The organism is Olleya sp. KJ81-1 (assembly GCF_055808135.1).
The window spans coordinates 1832116-1854523 of record NZ_CM147854.1; the positions used below are offsets into that span (position 1 = coordinate 1832116).

A 22408-nucleotide genomic window follows, 5' to 3' on the forward strand; every position below is an offset into this window, starting at 1 on the left:
TGTGCAAGCGAACCAAACCAATGAACATTTGAATAGAGAAGATCTTTTTGCAAGTATTTTGACACCAATATTGGAGTATTACTTCAATATTCCGAATATAGATAAAATAGAGAAAGGTTTAATAATTAAGGACAGGTTTAAAACTGTTCGAAATATGCAAATAATAGTTTATTCAAATGACCATAATCCACCACATTTTCACGTAAAATCAAAAAACGGAGAAATTAACGCGAAATTCAAAATTGAGAACTGCGAATATATAAGTGGTAAAATTGAAAATAAAGATGCCAAAAGAATAAAAGCTTTTTATAACGATGTAAAAACTCAGGTTGTAAAAGATAAATTAATGGCAATCTGGAATAAGAGAAATAATGAATAACAAATTTGATTTTATAGCGGAATTAGAATATCGGACTGCAAAAGAAGGCGGACGGAATACGCCTGCAAAATCTGGATATCGTCCACACTTGGAATTTGAATTTACTAAAATGTTGACATCTGGACATCAATTCTTTATCGGAACCGACATAGTAAACCCTGGAGAAACAGTTTTAGCTCAAATAGGAATGAATGGTACTTCTCATTGTGAAGGAAAATTAGAAGTAGGAACGAAATTTAAATTCTGTGAAGGAAGTGTAATAATCGGAATTGGAAAAATAACAGAAATACTAAATAAGTCGCTGGAAAAGAAAAAAGCCAGCACATAACACCGTATATAATTTATTGCTAGTTCTAGCCTACTTACGAAAATCCTCGCGGATTTTCTATTCGGTTTTTATTTGCTAAATTAGGTGCTTAAAACACGCAACAAACCATATACAACAACGTTACCTGCAAGCTGAAAAAAATGACCGAAACAGAATTGAAAACAGTAAATAATACGAAAGACATTAAATTGTATTCCTCAAAAGCGATAAGTGGAGCAACATTCTTAGGTGGACCACTTGCAGCTGGATATCTGATTGGAGAAAATTTCAAAGCGATAGACAAACCGACTGAAGGTCGTAATTCTTTGCTAATTGGAATTGTTTCAACAATAATACTTTTTGGAGGAATATTTATGATTCCTGAAAATATAATTGACAAAATCCCTCGACAATTAATTCCAATTATCTACACAGGAATTATTTGGGGAATTGTTGAATGGAAACAAGGAGATATTCTCAAAGCTCATAAAGAAAATAATAATTCATTTTTTTCTGGTTGGAGAGCTGCTGGAATCGGATTCATTTCCTTGTTAATACTCGGAATTGGAATATTTGCTTATGCTTTTCTTTCTACAGATAACGAGCTGTATGAAAAATATGATGCTGAAATTGCTAAATTCTCAAAAAACGAAAATGAAACTTTAGTGTTTTACGACAATTTAAATACAGAAACAAACTATACTTTACTAAAAGAATTGGACGAAAAAACGATTCCAAAATGGAAAGAAAATATTGAGATAATTAATAAAACAAATCAATTTGAAGATTTACCTTCTGAACTAATTAAACAAAACGAGATTTTACTAAAATATTCAGAACTTAGAGTTCAAGCATTTGAATTATTCAGAAAAGCAATTAAAGAAGATTCAGAGAATTATGCTCAACAATTAGAGCAAATACATATGGAAATTGATAACGAACTTAAGAAACTGAATTGAGCAAAGCCTGCAGGTAACACCGTGTATAATTAATTGCTTTGGTCGTTGCTTATTTGGAAAATTCCTTCGGAATTTTCTCGCGCTCGTTTTTGTTTACTAAATTAGTTGCTGAAACACGCAACTAACCATACACAAACACGTTTTGTAACCAATTTAAGAAAAACCTCGAAATTGAAATTTGAAAACATAATAAAGACCATTTCTTTAACTTCTTATTCTCTTATAATTCTAATGGGACAAATGATTGGAATACCATTTATAGTATGGCTATTTTGGACAAGTTTTGAATTTGGCAATAATGACCAAATTTTTGCAATTATTGGATTAATTGGACTTATTTTGTTTTTTACGAGATATTTTAAAAGCAGAATTTTTAGAATCATCATTTTTGGGTTAATGCTGACACCATTAATTAGGCGTTTAACAGAAATACCAATTGAGAAGTTTAACTATTTAGAGTTTCAGATACCATTAATTATTTTCATTTCTACCTTTGCGATTTTGATTTTTAAACCTAAAACCAAATGAAACGAATACTAATTGGAATTGGAATATTTTTATTTATCGTAATTTTAGTTTTGCGATGTGACATTCCAATGACGAAAAATACTGTTGAAGGAGTTTACGCAAATACTAATTACGATAATGAAATTTGCTGTTTAGAATCACCTCATAAAGCAGACACTTTAATATTAAAATCAAACGGAACATTTTCGAGTGAATATTATGGAAATGGAACTTATAAAGTTAGTTATGGAATTTTAACGACTGAAATTGATTGGACTTACGAATATGAAATGGGAACAGCTGGACATAGTACATATTTTATCAATAAAATTTTTGAAAAGCCGAAAATTGTATTGAATTATGACTTGAATCATTACTATGAGAAAGTGGAATAAAAAACTGGTTACAACACCGTATATAATTTATTGCTAGTTCTAGCCTACTTACGAAAATCCTCGCGGATTTTCTATTCGGTTTTTATTTGCTAAATTAGGTGCTTAAAACACGCAACAAACCATATACAAAAACGTTGTACAACATTTGCCAATGACCGCTAATTGGATTAAATATTTCGAAAAAAATAAAACTGTTGAATCCAACGGATGTCGAACATCGAGATACTGAATATAGATTATCAAGAACCTATTATTTCCAAGAATCTTATTTGACCGTCGACTTTTCAGACTCGAATACAGTTAATAAAGTAGAACTTGGAACTTATAAAATTGGAAAGTTTAGCGACTATAAAATCTTGTTTGACAATAGTGCGCCAAACTTTACTAAAGTTAAACAAAAACTATTTGAGATTGACGAAAACGAAAACTATGTTCTGACTTATGACAAAGCTAACGTAGAAAACTTAAACGGATTTTTGGACAACCTTTTCACTAAAGGATGGAAAGAAGAAATTATTAGTTTTAAAGGTTTTGAATACCTAATTAAAGTAGAAATTAATAAAACAAGCTACAGAATTGAATTGAAGTCAGATGCGGAACAAGATGTACCAATGCTGACTGATTTTCTGGAAAGAAAAATTAGTGTCTTGTGGAAAAATCTCGGAATAAACTCGGGAAATATATCGAAGAAGAAATTAACAGTAAAACCTTTAATAAAAAACGTTGTACAACACCGTGTATAATTAATTGCTAGGTCACTGCCGACTTACGAACATTCCTTCGGAATATTCTATCTGTGATTTATTTGCTAAATTAGTTGCTTAACCACGCAACTAACCATACACATCAACGTTGGCTGTAATACAAAACTGAATTCAAGATTAAAAACAATAGAATGACACTTTCGAAAAGACATCACTATTTACCTCAATTTTATATTAAAGGATTTGTAGGAAATGATGGAAAAGTTGCAGTTTACAATAAGGAAAAAGATAAAATTGATAAAATAAGAAAGAGTCCAAAACAATTATTTTATGAATATAATAGAAATACATTTGAAATAGATGGAAAAAAACTGATTTTATTGAAAAATTGCACACATTTGGCGAAAACCAATTTGTTCCTACTTATAAAAAAATTATAAACAATCTTGAAAATATTAACCTCACTGGATATGACATTTTTCAGATAATGCTTTTTATAACAACTATATATAGAAGAATTCCAGAACAAGATCAAAACGGAATTGAATATGTTAAAAATATGACTCAGAAAAATTCTATTATTGGATTTAGAAGTAAGAAAACTGGCGAGGATGCTTCAGAAGATTTTTTTAATGAAATGATAAATAAACCTTTCTTCACTGAAAGTTCTAAAATTATCAGATCTCTGGAAGATTATTTTAAAACAAATAGGGTTAAAACTGCAAAAAATTGGAAATTATCTTATGCTCCTAAAAATAGTAACCCACTAAGTCTCCTTTCTGACAATCCATTAATTCTTGAAAGAATTTCAGAAAAAGGTATTCTTGATTCAATATCAATTTTCCCTTTATCAAAAGGTGTTTTTGTTTATAACACTTGTGAAAAAGAAATAAAACCGGTAACAAACTATGATATTGTTCAGATAGATGTTTTAACTTTTATTCAGGCTGAAAAGTTAGTTTGTGGTCCAGATATAGAATATTTAGAAAAAATTTCAGCATTAGCGAAATTATATGATACAGACCGAAAAATTGAATTACTTAAAGGAGAAGTTTTTAAAATTTTCGAATAAATACTACAGCCAACACCATATATAATTTATTGCTGGCTTATTGCATAATTACGAAAATCCTCGCGGATTTTCTTTGTCAGTAATTATTTACTAAATTAGTTGCTTAAACCACGCAACAAACCATATATAAACACGTTGTAGCACATTTAGACCAAAACTATGAGACAATTTACGAACGACGATAATCAATTTAAAGATGGAATATTAGCGTTCGATAAAAGAACTGAAGTTAAACTTTACAAAATACATCAAACTTCAAATGACAAAAGAATTTATAGCTATCTAATTTTAGACTTTCAATTAACAAAAGATATTCACTTTAAAGATTTTACAATTGAACAATCGATTGAAGTCGATATAGATATAACTACAACAACAGGTCAAGCGGTAAAGAAAGCTTATGTTTCACCTGTTAAAATGCCTAAAAGAGTTAATTACATCAATTCGCATTATTTCACATTAGGACTTAGTGCAATCTGTAGTTTTGCTTTTGAGAGACCAGTCTTTTCTGCAAAAAATGATTATTACAATCGATTTGAAATCGCTAATCAATTTGAATTAAAGGAAATTGGAGTTGAATTTCCAAGAACAATTGGAGGACCAGGAGCAAAAGGTTTTAGGGTTCATAAAGAGATTATCGATATTTGGGAAACGAGATTAATAGAAATAGTCAATCTTCTTGATATACTCACTTCAACAGAAAGTCAAGAATATGAAGTAAGTTACGAGAACTTGATGCAGAGTTTTCGTTTAATACAATTAGCACATATAAATAAAAAAGAAGATTTTGATTTAGGGTATTCATTTCTCATTGCAGGAATTGAACCAATATCACAAATAGCAGTCGATAAAATTGATTTTTCAATAAAACCCAAACTTTATAATGAATGGAAAAAACTTTCAAAAACAAGTGATGTAGCTAAAGGTCTTTTTGAGGAATATTTGAAAGTAAAAACATATGTAGACTCAGAAGTGAATAATAGAGATTTGACTAAACGCTTTGTTAAATTTCTCATTACTTACACTGAGAATTCAGATTGGGATGACGTATTTTATAATGAATTAATTTCCGAAGGTCCAAATTACAGAGCTTTGTATCCAAACGAGATAAGTGTTGTGCCTGAATTAACACCAAATAAACTGACTGAGGAAGAGTTTTCAAAAATTATTAAAAACACTTATACTCTTCGTTCTAAATTTTTTCATATGGGACAACCTTTACCACACAAAAGCCCAAGCAATTCATCTAATAACCGTTTTTTCCATATTATAGACAATATTAAAAGAAGAGAAACATTATTTAAGAAAATGGAGAAGGAAAATCGTAATGAAAGTCCATTTGAAGAATGGAGTAAGACTCAAGACAAACTAATAACCTTTGAATTGATGTCAAATATGGCAAGAAACTCTATAACAAATTATGTGAGAAAAACGTGCCACAACAACGTGAATCATTAATTGCCTGTTTATACAATGCTTACAAACATAACTACGGAATATTCTATCAATATTCACATACTAAATTAAGCACTTAAGACTCGCTACTAATAATCTACAAATATATTCTAATCTCTATTCACACAAACTATAAACGATGAAATAAAAATTAAATCTATCATAAAAAACTAAAAAAAATCATGAGAAAGCGATCAAAAAGTTTACATTCCCTTCTTACCGATAAAATTCCTTCTTTTTAAGACAGATTTATAGAATCTAATTTATAATAAACTGAGTTCTTGCCCATGTGGATATGGCAAGGACAAATTATTAAATCTTAATTATCTTCTTAATTAAGGATTTACGACCGCATTTAATTTCAATAATGTACAAACCGTTTGAAAAAGAAGAGACATCTATTTTATTTTGTTGTATCACACTTAAAACTTCTACACCCATAGTATTGTAAATCGAATAAGCTATATCCTTATTTTCTAAATCTGTTTTTATATAGATATAGTCTGATGTAATTGTAGGATACACTTTGATTGATTCAACTAAATTTGTAGAAACACTTAGCGTATTCCAAGTATCTTCTGCAACTGTACCACCCCAAATCACTGTTGCCAAATATGGATTATCTATAAATGGATTACGGTTACCTTGTTCTGAATAAATTGTTTCATTTCGATTGATTTCGAACTGAGATACAGGATCTTCAACATTCCAATCTAAAAATATTGTTGGCATTGTTGATGTATTATTTAAATTACCATAGCCGATATTTATTGCTTCACATTGAGTAGGATAACGTGTGTACATATACATGATAACACGAGCAACATCCCCTTTCCATTCATCACCAGGATAAAAATTACCAATTGATGTAATATGCGCGTTACCTGAAGCATCTTGAAAAATACGATTGTTACGAGAACTATTCATTTGACTATCGCAACTTCTTAGATTATGGACATCTGTTCCTGCACTTGGATAAGAATCATCTAAACTTGGATTAGCTAAAGATTTTGCAAATACGTGTTCACGATTCCACAAACCAATACAAGACGAAGAATGACAAGACAAGCTTTTATTACGAGAATAATCATTAATACTTAACACATCTGTATCATCATAACCATAGATTAACAGTACGTTATCACTAGTTTGATTTAATAAATCTGACTGTTTTAAAACATCCCATGTATCTATATAACTCGAGGTATATGGTATAAGGGTTGTATGTGTATTAGTTATTAATGTAGATAGCTGAATTTTAACATTAGAAGGAGATTGAGACAAATCTATACTAGAATAATACGAAGGAACCTGAGCATTTAAGGCAAAGGAAAATAAAAGTAATAACAGGAGGCTTTTATTTAAACTAAAAAAATACTTGCAAAGCATGTAACGCTATATTTAACAATAAATATACATAATTACACGATAGGATAAAATAAGAAAAACCGACTTTAAAAATTTTTATAGATAAAGAAAAGACTACTACAAAGATCTGGAAAACAAAATGCTATGTTACTTATTATATTAAGTTAAATCAACAATCTATTGAACACTCAAAATTAATTTAATATAACACAGTATTTAATACCTAAATTTTCAACTTTTGACAGACCGTTGGTTGACCGTTGGTAGACCGTTGGTAGACCGTTGGTTGACCGTTGGTAGACCGTTGGTTGACCGTTGGTAGACCGTTGGTATTGGTTACAATTAACACCAATTTGGTTACTTTTATATCCAAAAAAGGTTAAATATTCACTAAAATTAAAAATAACAATTTCACAAATGAAAAAAAATAAATATCCTAGATGGTTTCGAATAATTAGATATAATTTCAATTGTCTATGGTACCATATCATTTTTCCTTAAGGATTAGAAGTTGATGATTTCTCAGAACAATGGAATAAAAGAGAATAGATTTTTAAATAGTTTTATCAGTACGTAAAACATCTTCTAAATCAGAATTATACCAACCGCTTTCCATAAGTTCTTTGTCGGTTTTTCCATAGGTTAAATCCCATATTTTTACATCTATTTGACGCTCTTCAAATTCTGATATTTTTTTAGTCATAATAGCAACTGCTTTTTCGCTCATATCTGGTATTAAAATTACTTTTCGTCCAATTAACACTTGAATTTTTTCATTTGTAAGCGCTGTAATTCCTCCATAAGCTAACCATATATATTCTGGATAATGCATAGCACAAACTATTGCTGTTTTTTCACTCTCTACTAACATTACTGCTTTCTCTTTATTCTCAATAACATCTAATAAGTGTTCTCCAAATAAACAACTATAATATCCATCTTCATTTTTATAAGGCACCTTAAAACGGTTAGTTCTTCTTCCATTAGGTTTATAGTATGAAACCTTTGCCTTTTGTACTTTTTTAGCACGATTGATACTCCAAAATACAGTACCTAAATCTCTTGAAGTACCTATATAATACATTCTTTTAACTATATCCGTTTTTATGTCACCGTATTTAGTACGTAAGTAAAGCAATAAGTTATTCTCATTAGTATTATTAACGCATAATCTAACGGACTCAAAATCAATAAATTTCTTTTCTCTAACTAAAGTGTTACACATGTCCTTGAAACCATCATTAAGACGAATTACATCATTGTCATTCAAATTAGCTACAAATGACTCCATTTTTTTTAATTTCATTCCAGATAAATTCGTTTCCAGAATCGTCACGATATCGAGTTGGTGGTAGAGTTGCTTTTCCACAAGAATGGCAGTAACCATAATTCAGTGGTAACTCCTTATATGTAACAAACTTCCCATCCCTATTTAGGCTTTTACAGCATGGTGTAATAATATTACGATGACGTTTTGGATCAAAAGTTAAGACTACATCTATTTTCTCTAACATTATTATTGGTTTTAAAAGAAACAGGAAACTTGAAACCTATAAGAAATTCAATATAAGAAACTAAAAACGTGATGTTTACATGATTAAACACTAAAGTTTCGAGTTTCCTGTTTCTAATTGCGTTTATACTTTGTTCCATTTTTTTGAAATTGTTCCCTTAGTCAAACCAGTAACTTCAGTTACCGCCTTTTGTGAAGCATTATTTTTTTTAGCAATCTTAATAATGTCTTCTACACTTGGCTCCGTCGTTTTATGATCGATATTTTCTTCTAATACAATTCTAAAATTCATCAAATAAAACTCATTTAGGGCTATTGCTAATTCGACATTTTCTAAAGTTAATAACGATTTAAATTCAGATTTAGAAGCATGAAACATCATAAATACGTTTATGCATAACTTATGAATAGATATTTGCATTTTAGAAATATACTCTTTAATAATAGGCTTAGCCATAGCTTGCCTATTTATAAGCCCTTGTGTGTATTCAAAAAGAAGTTCATGTGCTTCATCTGTTACTTGAATTTCAAATTGCTTTATGTCCTCCTCTGCTTTTTCAGATTGTATTTTATAATCTAATATATTCTTGATAGATGCAGTATAGTTATTCATTATCTCAGGATTAGACACCCCTTTATGTAATATTGAATTACTAGTTAGTTTTGGTGTAAATAATTGTCTATCGATAAAACCACTTTCTAAATTACCGTTAGCTATTAACTTAGGTATAAACTGATGTTGTAATCCTCCTAACAGTGTTGGACAGGATTCATTTATTCTAAAACTTTCCGTTGTCTTTCTTGATATATCAATATATCCATTTGTATATCCTTCCAATAAAAAATTACGCCATGCTATACCATCGCGACTATTTGAATTTCCCATTTTCTCTACTAAGGCAAAAATTTCGTCTATTAAAATTCCAATGGAGTTAGGGTTGTCCGAATGAATCTTATGAGCAGCTTCAATTGAAGCGTTTTGAACCAACACCTGCTTGCGCTTGGGAGCATCATCTTCCGGATTAGCAATATCTAGGTCATCCAGATGATCATTATAAAACATATCATCAATTATTTTGATAGGTTTAGTTGCTATTTTCATTGCTTCCGTTTTTGCATCTCCACGACTACCAATTATAGTAAAGTATAAATTTGCATAATTTCGGTAACCAAGAGCTTCTATATAAAAAGTAAGTCCAACAGATGTGCTTACTGTAAATAACATTGAGCATAACATGTATTCTTTTGGAATACGTTTATATTTAAAGCTACTTTCTATAAGCTCCCTATACTCATTTGGGAGCTTATTAATTATAGTTACTAACATATCTTGAGCTTTCTCTATATTAGACTTTGTCAAATTTTTAAGCTCGTTGCCAATGGTTTCATGATTAATATTTTCCATAATTATTCTAAAATAATACTATCATTTAAATCGTAATAATTCAAACCATCGTTTTTATTAAACATGACATCATTCATAAAATGATTTGTCATTACTATGTATAGCCAAAAAACAAATTTTGAAAACTCTAAGGATTCTAATAACCTATCTTTGATATTATTAAAATCCCTTTCAGGTTTATCATCCAAGTTGGACTCCTGACATATTAATGTGATAAAATGCACAATTAATAAATTGGGCTTAAAATAAGAAAAGCTTTTTCTGTTTAAACTACAAAGCATCTCTAAATCTCCTTTGAAGCAATCCGTCACATTACTATTAATTACTACATTCTTCATACTAATTGTGAGATTTAGAATTAATTAATAGACTAGCTGGTGATCCAAATAGTTCTTTTTGTATTGTTTTGCGTTCGCTCAACATACTGTGGTTAATCCCATGTTCTTGGGAATAGACATTTTTACTTTCTTTTAAATAAAATAGCTTCTTCACTACATCATCCAAAATAACTTTCATTTTTAATATCATAATATTAGTTTTAATTTACTGCAATGATATAAAGAGAAATAGGTAATATTAATTAGTTCGGAATCTCAACGGAATGCGTTCGGAATCCTCAAACACATGATAAACAAATTGTTAACACATGAATTAAACAAGGAAACGTATGTAAAAAGTGATAAAGTTTGATTGAAAAATTTGAAATTTGAATAGTATCTTTTCTATTTATTAACTTGAGATTTCATTTTTGAAAGTTGATGATTGATAGCATCAATCTGAAATGGTTCCATTTTGACTAAAGTTCTATCTATAATATCAAGTTTTCTTTTTCCTGAATAATAATCAATACCCTTTGACACTTTAGCATAAGGAGTAACCGATTTTGGGTTCTTATAAAATATAGTTAAATCTTGAAAAGTTCCTACTATCCTAATAAGTTTTAAAAAATCAGTTCGTTTTAAGGAGTCTGGTGGAAGCGAATTAAAAATATTAATTAATAAATATTTTTCATCATCTTCAAAATTATTAATCAGATTTAGATAAATGTTATGCTTTTCAGAAACTTCTTCTAATAAAGTACTACCTTTATCTACATCTGTTGTTGATGAATTAAGAGACGCTTCTCGTTCTTGCTTTAGATATGGATGTTTAATATCTATCATAGATTTATATTCATTTGAACTTGTAAAAGTTATGCTCTCAAAATCTTCAAAGTAAAAATTATCATACTTATCCAAATCATATATCAACTCATAATAATCTTTATAATTCTTAAAATGACGCTGTGCTTCCTTTAAAGATGATTCAATCGCTAAATCTGAAACAAACTTAACATAAGAGGACTTATCTTCCTTATTAAAGGCATTTAACACTTCGTCTTCTAAAACTAAAGTTATAACCACGTCATTATCTCCATCATAATAAAGATGCCTATCGTAAAAGAGTTTAAAAGATTGATGTTGTCTGGTTTTTAAATCTTCGGTATATTTTATCGAATAATAATCATATAAAAATTTACATATTTTATTATGAACAGTTGTAAACGGACGCTTTTTCAATTTCTCCTTTTTCATCTCATTAATTACCATTCGTTTTGCTATAGCATATGATTTAATGTAAAAATGATTATATGTTTTAAAATAATTCATGATAGGATTAATGTATTCTAAGGGTTATTATTTGAATTAAGAATGTGACTTATAATGTATTATTCCATATTAAATACTGTTTTTAAAAGAAATGCTGTTGCTTCCTCTTCTGTAACCAATATCTTCTTCTCTTTCTTTGGCTTCTTTATTTTTTCATTTTCAATATTTCCCAAAAACAACCCTGAAGGCTTAATCAAATCTTGAAACGATTTTAAATCATTCTTATTTAATTTTTCTTTATTAGAGGACAACTCTATTTTTGGTGCGTCTTTAAAACTATCTTGAATAAAATCCCAATGATCTTCAAACGATTTATGTTGAAGGTCAAAAGACTGAAAGTTTTCTATCTTTAAATCCCTAACATCATTGCGTATGTTTTCAACAAACCACGAAGATATTCTTCTACAAAAATCTAACTGCGTACAATATTTGTTTAAAAGAAATTGAAATTGCATTTTATTCAAATCATTTTGTAATTCAAGAAGATTAAACGTATTTCTATCTAAACGTTCTTTTTTAACGACTATATGATGAATTGATTTACCATTTTTCAACAAAGCATTAGAACCTTTGCTATTTATTAAAACAACCTTGTCAAATAAATTGTCGTATAATTTATCCTCCCAAACGTCTTTATTAAATTGTATCCATATTCTTTTTGGAATATAAAAAACCAGAGGCACATATAATTGCTTGGTTAAAGCTATATATACATCGTTTAACGTTTCGTTCATATTTATCTATTTTAAAGATTCTAACATGTGTGAATAATCTTCTGGTAATTCTGCGTCAATATCTCGCAAGTATTTTTCTAAAGCTGACATGGAAGAGTGCCCTGTTATAAGCATCAATTTACTTTTCGCAGCAAACGGAGAGGATTCTTTAGCCAAATGTCTGTATAATTTAGTGATATAAGTGTGTCTAAAACTATATAACCCATACTCCGCACCTAAACCAAAATGATCTTTTACAACACGTTTAAAACGCTTTGTGTAATAATCCCTTTTATTCTCTAAAGCAGTATCCCATTCTCCTCCTATTACTTCTGGAGTAAAAAATGAGTCTTTTTTATTTAACTTAGAAAGGTCTGGAAATTCCTTAATTAATAAATCAGGAATAATCTTAGTCTTCATTGGACTATTTTTAGCTTTAAATTTTACAGTCTTAGTCTTTAAATCAATATCCCCTACTTTAAGTCTACAAACCTCTATTGGTCTTAAAAAATTATAAGAGATAAACTTTATGAACAATAATAGATTTTTATCTTCCCTCTCTAAATATTCAAAAATTTCTTCTTGTTTATCTTGAGTATAAGTTTTGTTTCTTTTAGGTATAGCTTTGAGAACAGGTATTTGCTTAATAACATTAGAATTGATAATATCATTATCAAATAATACTTGCATTATACTGCTTAAATCTGCACGATAATTATTTCTATTTCTAGGACTTGTTCTTTCAAGAATATCGCTTAAAAAATGTGAAATCACTTTCTTATTAATCTCATCTATTCCAACAATATTTGGATGAGTTTGCTCAACCCATTTAGTAAAGTTTTTTAATCTATTTTCAAAACTACGTTTAGTCGTCTCGTTTATAAGCTTCTCTTTTTGTTTTAAACCAAAAGCAAAAGCATCCCTATAAGTCATTACAGGTTCTTTAACCTGTTCTACTTCAATAGGCACTAACACGGGATTAGAAATTTCAGATTTAGTCTTGGTATCCTTAACACTTAATAGCACTTCTTTATTATTAGAATAAGGACTATATCCTTTTGCCAAAAGCTTAAGTAGTGCTTTTCTATAAGTCACTAAAACAGAAAGTCGTTCTTCTTTAGTTTTAAACTTATTAGCATTTGAATAAATTGGAGTTTGACGTTTTAACTTTCCTGTATTAGGGTCCCGATAAGAAAAATAAACATACCAACGTTTTTTGAGGTCTCCGTTTGCTGAGTAAATCTTAGGGGGAGAATAATTTTTTTCAAAGTTAAATCGTATTCAATTTCGTATTCATTTTGCAATTCTTGTGCAAGATAATCAAAAATAGTATGCATAAAAAAACGGTTTAGCGAAAGCCAAACCGTTGTTTTTGAAGTAATTCCAATTAGTAGCGGGAACTGGACTCGAACCAGTGACCTTCGGGTTATGAGTTTGAAAAACACCCCGTTTTTTATCCTATTAGCTATCTTGCTGATTAAATCGTATACCGAATCGTGTACTCCTATTTATAATTTAATTTCTGGTAAATATAGGTTAATAACTAAAACCTCTTACATTATCCACTTATTACTTACCAATTTTGTTTTGTGTTAAGTTGAACTATTTTTAATTAAAAGTATTTAACTATGAAAACTATAGAAAAAAGATTGAATTTTATTTATTATTTTTTAATAATTACAATTCTAAATTCATGCTCTATTAGCAACGATACTGATGATTATTTTGAAAAACCTATAAATCAGTCACTTATAGATCTTAATAATTGGGAAATTACAGAGGATATTTTATCTATTATTAATAATCACAGAGTAGCGCTTGGGCAAATGGAATTACAGAAAGACACGACGTATGCCACAACATACGCCATAAATCATACTAAATATATGATAAATCGAAATGAGTTAAGCCACACTAACTTTTTTATTAGAAAAGAACGATTATTGGAAAAAGGAGCTACTTATGTAGCTGAAAATTTGGCTTATGGATTTACATCTGCTGAGTCTGTAGTTAACGCCTGGCTAAATAGTATAAATCACAAACAAGTAATTGAGGGGGATTATACACATGTTGGCTTTGGTATAATGAAATCAGATCAAAATGATAAATACTATTTCACAACACTTTTTTATAAATAAAAATCTATTTAAATTTTAATAGCTTTGAAATTTAGATTACAAAAATTGTTTTAGTCTAAAAACAATTTGATTCTGATTGAATTATGGTGAATAGATTTAGTTAATTGTTGGATATATTACACTAATACTCAGTTAAGACATCCATACATTTATAAAAAAGTGATATTAACTATTGTATTCTGAAAACTCTAAATAACAACACTGAGTTTAAAATCTTATTTAATTTATACTTTATTTAGTCATATTATTTTACTCAATAAAAGAGAAACTAAAATGACAATCTTTTTTTAAGATTAAGTATTAACATTGTTATAAATTACTTTTATGCTAAAAAAATCCCAGTAAAATCAATAATTAAAGATTTTAATATAACTATATCCTAAAAACATTACTTACTTTAATTGAATTAATTTCTTACTCATAGAATTACTTTCAATAATCCTCACTAAAGCAAATTGAGCATGCTTTCTAAACAGATTTGCATTATCCATTTTTTTAGTGAAACTAGAAAATAATTTTGTACAAATATATACACCGATAAATGGTGTTTTATAAAGCAATGCTTGCCAATAATGGTGCTTTACTTTTATTCTCCAAGCTACAAGATATCTACTACCAAGATTTAAGACACATAAGTCATAATTAACATCATCCCACAAAATTCTTAAACATTTACACCTGTAAAAAAAGTAAAATCTTCTTTTAAATAAACAAAACTTAAACTAATGTTCTTAACTTTTAAAGCTTGTAACTCTGATATAAACTGAGCATAAAAATCATTTGATGAACATCCTAAAACACCTATAGTTTTATGCCACCTAGAGTGGTATAATTTAGATCTGAATTTAAATAAAAACCAGAATAAAATTAATCCAAACATAAAATAAAGTAATCCGTTAATTATTAATAATTCTCCACTCATAACATTCTTTTAACAAATTAAACCTCTTATTACCATTAAATTAACTTACTATTTATTAAAACAATAGTACATGTGATAGATAACTAAGTTCTACTAACGCGTAGTATTTTAACAATTCATTATAAATCATTAATTGCTTTTCCTTTTCCGTAAGGCTTTTAAACAAAGAAATTGCTAAAATATTAGCTGCTACCTTGCCTGCCTCATTAAAATGATTTGTATTCAAATTAGTATCCATATCAATAATTTTTAGCTTAAATGCTTTTTTAAAAGCATTATACCAATCATTAACCTCAAGTTTACGGAATAACCTTTCTTGAAAATCAAGAGACTCTCTTTCCGAAAAATTAAAAAATTCAGACATTTCAATATGGTCAAAACCTTTAAATTTTAGCTGTAAGTAATTAATTTCTTGCGACCAAAACTCCATTGTATTTAGCTCTAAAAATGCTTTTTCTGAATCTTCTAAAAAACTAATAATAGCTAGCGTTACAAATTCTAGAGTCTGTTTTTGCTCATTAACTATCTTTAAAAGCTTGAAACTGTAATTTAAAGCTTTAACTTTAACTAGTTCATCAATAAAATCTTCATGTTTTAAGATTCCTAGTTTAAAACTTTTTAAGACAGCTCTAAACCATGATTCACATTCTAATTTTAACTTGATGCTTTTGATATAATTAAGAAATTGATCTGTTGTTATAGCTAAAAACTCTGTTATTTGAACTGTTGTTAAACCATGAGACACAAGCCTTACAATATATACTTCATTAACATTTAGTGATACTGTTTTATTAATAATCATCTCATTTTTATTATAATTATTAACCATTATTTACCAATTTTTCAATTTCAAGATTAGAGTACAACTCCAATAACTTACCATAAATTAACAACTCTCTATCAGTAGAAGTTAGGTGTTCAATATTTCGAGATTCAATTACATCAGAAACACATAATCGTAGGTAGTAATCAAAACTTAATGAACTACTATTTACTTGATCAATTAAGTTAAATTGGATTGCTTTTTTGAAAACATTAAACCAATTATATCCCACAAGTTTTTTGAAAATAGCTCTCCTCAATCGCTGCTCATCTTGAGGGGAAAAATCCATAAAACAATTCTGTCCTTTTGAATTGATTAAATACCGATATTTTAAATTAAGGTACTTTTTTTCTAATAATGTTAATTTATTATTTTCCGAAAACGTATCATATTCATTCCTTAACAATGACTCACTTACGCTACAGAATTCTATAATTTTTGAATTAAGAGCATGAGTGTTAATAGATTTATTAAATTTACTTACATGATTTATAAAAATATCTTTGGCATAAAAAGAAGCCTGATCCTTTACAAGATCTTCGACAAAATCTTTTTTATTTAAAAGGTAGTTATTGAATGCGTATGCCATAATTTTTAACCAATTTTTACTTTTACATTTGACAGCAATGTTTTGCTTCATATAAGTTAGCCTTTTGCCACAAACTTCCAAAAAATCACAAATTTCGTTTCGTTTTACACCGTGAGCATAAAGCCTTAAATAAAACAATTCTAAATGATTAAAATTATGTGCTGATTTAGTTCGATTTATATTTTTAGTTTTAAAAAATTCGGCCATAACTTAAGATCCAAAAGAGGAAGATTAATTTATCCGAAAATAAATTTAATACGCTGGCATTAAAACTGCAGAGTAATAAGTGCGTGATAAAAAACACAAATGGTAAAATACAGCGGTTTACAAGAAGTAAATTATGTTAAACCGTAAAAAAATAATTATCTATTGCATAGGATGCTAAAACCCAAGTCCATTGTATAACTAATGAATAATATTTAAAATATATGGAACAATATTAAAATAGTCGACTTGAGTTATGTAATAATTTGAATCTCGAAAAATTTTATTTAACATATTTTTCATGCATAGTTAAGGAATTTACATAAAAAACGTAAAGTATAAAAACTAATACTAAAATTAAACAAATAAGCAGCAACTCTTTATATTTTTCATTCATTGTGTCCTAAAATAATTATACACTTGTTCTTTCCTCAACTTTTTATATTTTTCATATATTACTAATTTATCTTGACCATATACACATAAATTGTAGTATAGTATTAAGATCAACTATAATAACTTTTTAAAACATCATAATTAGCAATTCCAAAGGATCCGCATTATAATTAAGTAATTCTTTTATTTTATTTTAACAATACTTAATACCTACTTCAAAAAATCGAAATTAAAATCTTATCATGTTCAGAAATGATTTAAAATTGATTTTCTTATATTAATTGAAATCTTTTTTAAAGTCATAAATCCGGTTTATAAACTATTTATTAATGATATACAAATTGAAAAACAAAAAGACACTACTTTCGTAGTGTCTAAAAATAGTAGTCTTATTAACAAACCCATTATTTTTTTATTTTAACCACTACCCTTCTATTATTGGCTCTTCCTGATGAACTATCATTTGAATCAATTGGAAATTCTTCGCCAAATCCAAACGCAAATAATTTGTTTGAATTAATTCCTTTAGAAATAAAGTAGTCTTTTACAGCGTTTGCTCTTCTTACCGATAGCAATCTATTAAATTCAGCATTTCCAATACTATCTGTATAGCCTTCAATTAAAAAATCTGTGTCTGGATATTTAATTATAATATTAGACATAACTTCTAGTATAGAATAAGTTTCATTTTTAAAACTTGATTTTCCTGAATTAAATAAAATTATTCTAGCATAATCGTTTAGCACTTTTAAATCTTCTGTTGTTCGAGTTGAAATTTCTGGACATCCATTATTATCAATTGCACCTTTTGTATTTGGACATTTATCCACTAAATCTATAACACCATCTTTATCTGTATCAGGACAACCATTATTAGCAGCAGTTCCTGCTACATTTGGGCATTTATCTTCAGTATCAGCAATACTATCTCCATCTGTATCTGATAATGGACATCCCTCATTACTAACTAAACCTTTTATTTTAGGACATTTATCCAAACTATCTGGTATACCATCTGCATCTGTATCTGGGCAACCTGCATATACTTTTAAACCAAATACTGTTGGGCAAACATCATATTTATCAATTACACCATCTTGATCTGAATCCATTAGCTCTACTACGTCTGCATCTTTATTAGACTTACCTAAAGCATATGTTAAACCAATACTATGTTGCCAATGCTTTGTTAAATACTGTTGAAAAGAATGTTTGTAAGCGCTTTGAAAATTAACTCCAAAACGATCAGTTATTGCTACAGTAAAACCTAATGCTCCATTTACTGTACCTGCGCCTACAAAATCATCATTAGATTCTTCTAATGAATGAGTATTATATTGACCCTCTTCAATCCAAGTATAACCACCACCTACAGAAATATAAGGTTGTATTTTAGTGTTTTTTAATAATTTAAAATTAATCATCCCATCTAGTCCATAATATTCTAAATTATCGACAAAAACACTTACATCATCATCCCCAAATTGTCCCCATTTAGAAATCTCATTAAAAGACCCTTTAGCTGTAAAAGACACGCTTTCAGAAAGATTTCTTGTTATTGCTATGTAAGTCCCTAAATTCCAATGGTCATTCACATTAAAAAACTCGTCAAAAAACTCTCCTTGTGGTGCATCTCCACCTACAGAATACACATTAACATAATTCACACCAGCTTCTAAAGACCAAGGAACATCTTTATTTTGGGCATTTGTAATAGTACATGTTAAAATAGCAAGTGCTATTAAAGAATAAAATTGTTTCATTTAAATTTTAAGTTATTAAATTAAACAACAAAAGTAATTTAAGTATATTCCCACAAAAAAAATCAAAGTTATAAGTGATAAAATGGATAAATAAACGAGTATATAAAGAATATTTACTATCAATAACTACAATAACATTTTCCTAAAAACTTGTATTTTAAACTAAAAGTATGTTGCCAATGCTTGGTTAAATAATCCTGAAAGGAATGTTTATAAGTGGAATTTAAGTTTATCGAAAAATAGTCATTAATTTCAAAATTTGAACCTAAACCTAAATTTAATGTCATAGCTCCTACCAAATTATCAACTCCTTGATTAATTGCTATGGTATTATAATCTCCTTCTTCTATCCAAGTATAACCAACACCTAAAGTTACAAAGGGTTTAATTGTATTAGTTGAGAAATAATGATTTGACATAACATCAACTGATAGATATTTTAAATTTTCAACATTAAGACTTACATCTGTATTACCAAATTGACCCCATTTGGATAATGTGTTTTTTGATACTATTAAACCAATATCATAACTATCAGTCAATTGCTTTGAGACTTTAAAAAAAGCTCCAAAATTCCAGTGATCTGTTACATTAAAAAACTCGTCAAAATATGGACCTTGAGGCATCGTGCCACCAACTGGGTAGACATCTACTGCATTAACACCAACTTCTATTGACCATGGAATTTTGTTTTGACTATATAGTTTTATAAACATCATTATAAATAAAGGGGATAATACTTTTTTAAGTCTCATATATTATTTTTGTCTTCATAAATGTATAGATTAACATAAATAATTTTAAGAGAGATGTAATAATCGTTTATCTATAAATATAAATGGTGTGAAATAAAATTCACACCATTTATACTTTTAACTTTTAACTTTTAGGACAATAGCTAGTTATTTTTTTAATATTTGATCTTGATTTGTGTTTTTTTGTTTTGCATTTCAATAGTTACTGCATTAGTGTTTTGGGTAGCAAGTGTAAACTCTGGCATAATTTTTAATGCTTCATCAAATGCCTGTTTAGCAAGCGTGTTATCTTTTAATTCAAATGCTATTAACCCTTGTAAATTGTATGCTGCTGCTTTTAGAGGTACGTTTTGACTTTTTGTTTTATCTATTGCAAATTGCAGGTATGCATTTTCTATAACATCGCATAGTGTTGTTTGGTCTATTGTTACTTGTGCTTCTGCCAAACGTTTTATACTATATTGCAGCATTGCCAATTGGTAACCATGCTTCATATTTTTGGTTTTAGAAAACAATATTTCATAAGCGTCTATAGCTTCTTTTGTAGCATTTAAACTTTGTAAGCTTACTGCATTAATTTCTAACAATTGTAAGTTTTCTGGTTTTGTTACTAACAACTCTTTGGCTAATAAATGACTACTTACATAATTACCAACATTATAATAATTTATTGCCAAACTATCTTTATACGTGCTTGTTTCACCTTCTAGTGCTATGATATAATGCATGCTATTAATTGCAGTTTCGGTATCGTTATAGGTTAAGGCCTGAGTTACTATATTTTTATGATGTGATAATTCTATTATTTTTAAGGTTTCTGCTGTTAATTTTTGGGCAGTTATTAGACTAGTAGTTAAAAGGACTACAATTAGTATTAAATATTTCATTCTATATCTTTCTATTATATTTAATAGTAAAATTAGAATATTACATAAGTATTGAACATCTATAAGTAATAAGTGATAAAATAGAAGGTTAACTGGTAAGTTTGCGAGGTGAAAAACTAATAATTATAAATTTGAATAAAAAAGATAAACACAATAATGCTATTTAAGAATTGTAGAAACAAGGTCTTAATACCTTAACGATTTATTACAGAATTTTACTTTATAAATAGTTTTAAATTGATAAAATAGCTGTAGAACCTTTATCTTTTTTACTGATGAAACTTAGTGTTCCTTTTTGAAGCTCCATAAGTTCTTTGCATAGTATTAAACCTAAACCACTACCTTTTTCGTTATTAGTACCTTTCGCAGATTGCACCTTTGTAATATCAAACAAATTATTAAGTTGTTCTTGGCTCATACCAATACCGTTATCTTCTATCTCAATTTTTACAGTACCCTCTTTATTTTTTTCTAAATGAAAATTAATTTCACCTTTTTGTGGTGTAAATTTTATGGCATTTACAAAAAGGTTGCCAATAACGGTTTGCATCATGTTTTTATCGGCTTGTATAAATGTATGATCAGGTATGTTGGTAGTAATGTGTATTTCTTTTTTATCTGCTAATACTTGATATGGCAATATGGCTTCGCTTACAATGGTTTTACAATTTAGTGTTGCTTTTTCAACTACCAATTGGTCTTGCTGTACTTTTGCCCAATCTAATAAGGTTCTTGTTAAATTATAATTACTATTTGCGTACTTGTTAATAATGTTAATAAACTTTTTACGTTCTAGCTCACTGAAATCATCATAATCTTCTTCTAGTAATTTAGTGTAACCCAAAATAGCATTAAAAGGGTTTACTAGATCGTGGGCAACAATACCAAACAGCTTTTGTTTGTTAGCATTACTTTTTTCTAATTCTGCTTTTTGGTTATTTATTATGCTGTTTTGTGTAGCTAATGCATTTGCAGTTTTTCTTTTTAATCTAAAACGGTTGTAGGTTACACCTAAAGTTATTAAACCCAAAGCAGAAAACAACAATAAATAATTACGGTTAGTAGTTTGTTTTTTTACCTCTAAATCTTTAATTACATTGTCTTTTTTTAAGAGCTCGTTCTCTTGTATTTTTTTCAGTTTGGTATTTTTTGCCGTAGGCAATGTATAGGCTATCTTTTCGTGAAGCCATTAAGGAGTCTTGAGAGAGAATATATTTTTCAGAATAATTATAAGCTTTTTTATAGTTACCTATAATTGCATATGATTTATAAAAAATAGAATCGTTAGATTTTTTTATATCAATCTGATTTTTTTCATTAGCATATTAGAGCTATCTGCGTAAACTATTGCTTTTGATGCAAGATTCTCTTTAAGAGAGATATAAGCTAGTTTATTATAGACATTTCCTTTTAAAGAATGAAAATAATTACTATTGTCCTTCATTATTTTTAATGAGGTATGCAAATCATTAATTGCTAGATTATTTTTGTTAAAATCATTATAA

General features: G+C 28.3%; 24 protein-coding genes. 10 read left to right on the plus strand and 14 right to left on the minus strand.

Annotated features, from left to right (window positions below; all coding sequences use genetic code 11):
* Positions 1–28: 28 nt before the first annotated feature.
* From AC0L3M_RS08800 to AC0L3M_RS08840, 9 genes are all read left to right on the plus strand, one after another.
* A complete protein-coding gene (locus tag AC0L3M_RS08800; protein WP_473430485.1) occupies positions 29–379 on the plus strand; it encodes a DUF4160 domain-containing protein in 351 nt (116 codons plus the stop codon).
* Entirely contained in the window at positions 372–707 is a 336-nt protein-coding gene (locus tag AC0L3M_RS08805) for an EF-Tu C-terminal domain-related protein (protein ID WP_473430486.1), read from the plus strand. Before AC0L3M_RS08800 ends, AC0L3M_RS08805 begins: the two co-directional genes overlap by 8 nt.
* A 140-nt stretch (positions 708–847) precedes the next feature.
* The gene (locus AC0L3M_RS08810) at positions 848–1645 is read left to right on the plus strand and encodes a hypothetical protein (RefSeq protein ID WP_473430487.1); all 798 of its coding nucleotides are present in this window, start codon (positions 848–850) and stop codon (positions 1643–1645) included.
* A 171-nt stretch (positions 1646–1816) separates the two neighbouring features.
* On the plus strand, positions 1817–2173 hold the full coding sequence (locus AC0L3M_RS08815; protein WP_473430488.1) for a hypothetical protein: 357 nt from the start codon (positions 1817–1819) through the stop codon (positions 2171–2173).
* The gene (locus AC0L3M_RS08820) at positions 2170–2547 is read left to right on the plus strand and encodes a hypothetical protein (RefSeq protein ID WP_473430489.1); all 378 of its coding nucleotides are present in this window, start codon (positions 2170–2172) and stop codon (positions 2545–2547) included. The genes AC0L3M_RS08815 and AC0L3M_RS08820 overlap by 4 nt, the downstream gene beginning before the upstream one ends.
* A gap of 194 nt (positions 2548–2741) precedes the next feature.
* Complete coding sequence (locus tag AC0L3M_RS08825; protein WP_473430490.1) at positions 2742–3290, plus strand: hypothetical protein; 549 nt, start codon at positions 2742–2744, stop codon at positions 3288–3290.
* 152 nt (positions 3291–3442) lie between these two features.
* Complete coding sequence (locus tag AC0L3M_RS08830) at positions 3443–3691, plus strand: DUF4238 domain-containing protein (RefSeq protein ID WP_473430491.1); 249 nt, start codon at positions 3443–3445, stop codon at positions 3689–3691.
* On the plus strand, positions 3640–4323 hold the full coding sequence (locus AC0L3M_RS08835; protein WP_473430492.1) for a hypothetical protein: 684 nt from the start codon (positions 3640–3642) through the stop codon (positions 4321–4323). Before AC0L3M_RS08830 ends, AC0L3M_RS08835 begins: the two co-directional genes overlap by 52 nt.
* A 159-nt stretch (positions 4324–4482) precedes the next feature.
* Positions 4483–5781: a hypothetical protein gene (locus AC0L3M_RS08840; protein ID WP_473430493.1), complete on the plus strand. Its 1299-nt coding sequence runs from the start codon at positions 4483–4485 to the stop codon at positions 5779–5781.
* Positions 5782–6090: 309 nt separating this feature from the next.
* On the opposite strand, the gene AC0L3M_RS08845 is transcribed toward AC0L3M_RS08840, so the two are convergent.
* From AC0L3M_RS08845 to AC0L3M_RS08875, 7 genes are all read right to left on the minus strand, one after another.
* The gene (locus AC0L3M_RS08845) at positions 6091–7167 is read right to left on the minus strand and encodes an endonuclease (protein ID WP_473430494.1); all 1077 of its coding nucleotides are present in this window, start codon (positions 7165–7167) and stop codon (positions 6091–6093) included.
* A gap of 532 nt (positions 7168–7699) precedes the next feature.
* A complete protein-coding gene (locus tag AC0L3M_RS08850) occupies positions 7700–8452 on the minus strand; it encodes a DUF6371 domain-containing protein (protein ID WP_473430495.1) in 753 nt (250 codons plus the stop codon).
* Between the two features lie 331 nt (positions 8453–8783).
* Positions 8784–9884 carry a DUF3987 domain-containing protein gene (locus AC0L3M_RS08855; RefSeq protein WP_473430496.1) on the minus strand — a complete coding sequence of 367 codons (1101 nt, stop codon included), beginning with the start codon at positions 9882–9884 and terminating at the stop codon, positions 8784–8786.
* Positions 9885–10066: 182 nt separating this feature from the next.
* Positions 10067–10402 (minus strand): hypothetical protein, encoded by a 336-nt coding sequence (locus tag AC0L3M_RS08860; protein ID WP_473430497.1) that lies wholly within the window; start codon positions 10400–10402, stop codon positions 10067–10069.
* Positions 10403–10786: 384 nt separating this feature from the next.
* Complete coding sequence (locus AC0L3M_RS08865) at positions 10787–11713, minus strand: hypothetical protein (protein WP_473430498.1); 927 nt, start codon at positions 11711–11713, stop codon at positions 10787–10789.
* 59 nt (positions 11714–11772) lie between these two features.
* Complete coding sequence (locus AC0L3M_RS08870) at positions 11773–12447, minus strand: hypothetical protein (protein WP_473430499.1); 675 nt, start codon at positions 12445–12447, stop codon at positions 11773–11775.
* 6 nt (positions 12448–12453) lie between these two features.
* Positions 12454–13491, minus strand: a complete 1038-nt coding sequence (locus AC0L3M_RS08875; RefSeq protein WP_473430500.1) for a tyrosine-type recombinase/integrase — start codon at positions 13489–13491, stop codon at positions 12454–12456.
* A 563-nt stretch (positions 13492–14054) separates the two neighbouring features.
* On the opposite strand from AC0L3M_RS08875, the gene AC0L3M_RS08880 reads away from it, so the two are divergent.
* A complete protein-coding gene (locus AC0L3M_RS08880; RefSeq protein ID WP_473430501.1) occupies positions 14055–14564 on the plus strand; it encodes a CAP domain-containing protein in 510 nt (169 codons plus the stop codon).
* 664 nt (positions 14565–15228) lie between these two features.
* Here the strand turns inward: AC0L3M_RS08880 and AC0L3M_RS08885 are convergent.
* The 7 genes from AC0L3M_RS08885 to AC0L3M_RS08915 form a co-directional block, all read right to left on the minus strand.
* Complete coding sequence (locus AC0L3M_RS08885; protein WP_473430502.1) at positions 15229–15486, minus strand: hypothetical protein; 258 nt, start codon at positions 15484–15486, stop codon at positions 15229–15231.
* Positions 15487–15541: 55 nt separating this feature from the next.
* A complete protein-coding gene (locus AC0L3M_RS08890) occupies positions 15542–16315 on the minus strand; it encodes a hypothetical protein (RefSeq protein WP_473430503.1) in 774 nt (257 codons plus the stop codon).
* The gene (locus AC0L3M_RS08895; RefSeq protein WP_473430504.1) at positions 16308–17105 is read right to left on the minus strand and encodes a hypothetical protein; all 798 of its coding nucleotides are present in this window, start codon (positions 17103–17105) and stop codon (positions 16308–16310) included. The genes AC0L3M_RS08890 and AC0L3M_RS08895 overlap by 8 nt, the downstream gene beginning before the upstream one ends.
* A gap of 797 nt (positions 17106–17902) precedes the next feature.
* Complete coding sequence (locus AC0L3M_RS08900) at positions 17903–19261, minus strand: OmpA family protein (protein ID WP_473430505.1); 1359 nt, start codon at positions 19259–19261, stop codon at positions 17903–17905.
* 119 nt (positions 19262–19380) lie between these two features.
* Complete coding sequence (locus AC0L3M_RS08905) at positions 19381–20016, minus strand: hypothetical protein (RefSeq protein WP_473430506.1); 636 nt, start codon at positions 20014–20016, stop codon at positions 19381–19383.
* A gap of 155 nt (positions 20017–20171) precedes the next feature.
* Positions 20172–20903, minus strand: a complete 732-nt coding sequence (locus AC0L3M_RS08910; protein WP_473430507.1) for a tetratricopeptide repeat protein — start codon at positions 20901–20903, stop codon at positions 20172–20174.
* A gap of 232 nt (positions 20904–21135) precedes the next feature.
* Positions 21136–22065, minus strand: a complete 930-nt coding sequence (locus tag AC0L3M_RS08915; RefSeq protein WP_473430508.1) for a sensor histidine kinase — start codon at positions 22063–22065, stop codon at positions 21136–21138.
* Positions 22066–22408: the final 343 nt, after the last annotated feature.

Coding starts and splice junctions, on each gene's coding strand:
- AC0L3M_RS08910 (WP_473430507.1), bottom strand. CDS start 20,903: ATGAAATATTTAATACTAATTGTAGTCCTTTTAACTACTAGTCTAATA.
- AC0L3M_RS08865 (WP_473430498.1), bottom strand. CDS start 11,713: ATGAATTATTTTAAAACATATAATCATTTTTACATTAAATCATATGCT.
- AC0L3M_RS08895 (WP_473430504.1), bottom strand. CDS start 17,105: ATGGCCGAATTTTTTAAAACTAAAAATATAAATCGAACTAAATCAGCA.
- AC0L3M_RS08820 (WP_473430489.1), top strand. CDS start 2,170: ATGAAACGAATACTAATTGGAATTGGAATATTTTTATTTATCGTAATT.
- AC0L3M_RS08905 (WP_473430506.1), bottom strand. CDS start 20,016: ATGAGACTTAAAAAAGTATTATCCCCTTTATTTATAATGATGTTTATA.
- AC0L3M_RS08870 (WP_473430499.1), bottom strand. CDS start 12,447: ATGAACGAAACGTTAAACGATGTATATATAGCTTTAACCAAGCAATTA.
- AC0L3M_RS08850 (WP_473430495.1), bottom strand. CDS start 8,452: ATGAAATTAAAAAAAATGGAGTCATTTGTAGCTAATTTGAATGACAAT.
- AC0L3M_RS08830 (WP_473430491.1), top strand. CDS start 3,443: ATGACACTTTCGAAAAGACATCACTATTTACCTCAATTTTATATTAAA.
- AC0L3M_RS08860 (WP_473430497.1), bottom strand. CDS start 10,402: ATGAAGAATGTAGTAATTAATAGTAATGTGACGGATTGCTTCAAAGGA.
- AC0L3M_RS08810 (WP_473430487.1), top strand. CDS start 848: ATGACCGAAACAGAATTGAAAACAGTAAATAATACGAAAGACATTAAA.
- AC0L3M_RS08855 (WP_473430496.1), bottom strand. CDS start 9,884: ATGTTATTTACAGTAAGCACATCTGTTGGACTTACTTTTTATATAGAA.
- AC0L3M_RS08900 (WP_473430505.1), bottom strand. CDS start 19,261: ATGAAACAATTTTATTCTTTAATAGCACTTGCTATTTTAACATGTACT.
- AC0L3M_RS08880 (WP_473430501.1), top strand. CDS start 14,055: ATGAAAACTATAGAAAAAAGATTGAATTTTATTTATTATTTTTTAATA.
- AC0L3M_RS08845 (WP_473430494.1), bottom strand. CDS start 7,167: ATGCTTTGCAAGTATTTTTTTAGTTTAAATAAAAGCCTCCTGTTATTA.
- AC0L3M_RS08890 (WP_473430503.1), bottom strand. CDS start 16,315: ATGGTTAATAATTATAATAAAAATGAGATGATTATTAATAAAACAGTA.
- AC0L3M_RS08885 (WP_473430502.1), bottom strand. CDS start 15,486: ATGAGTGGAGAATTATTAATAATTAACGGATTACTTTATTTTATGTTT.
- AC0L3M_RS08840 (WP_473430493.1), top strand. CDS start 4,483: ATGAGACAATTTACGAACGACGATAATCAATTTAAAGATGGAATATTA.
- AC0L3M_RS08805 (WP_473430486.1), top strand. CDS start 372: ATGAATAACAAATTTGATTTTATAGCGGAATTAGAATATCGGACTGCA.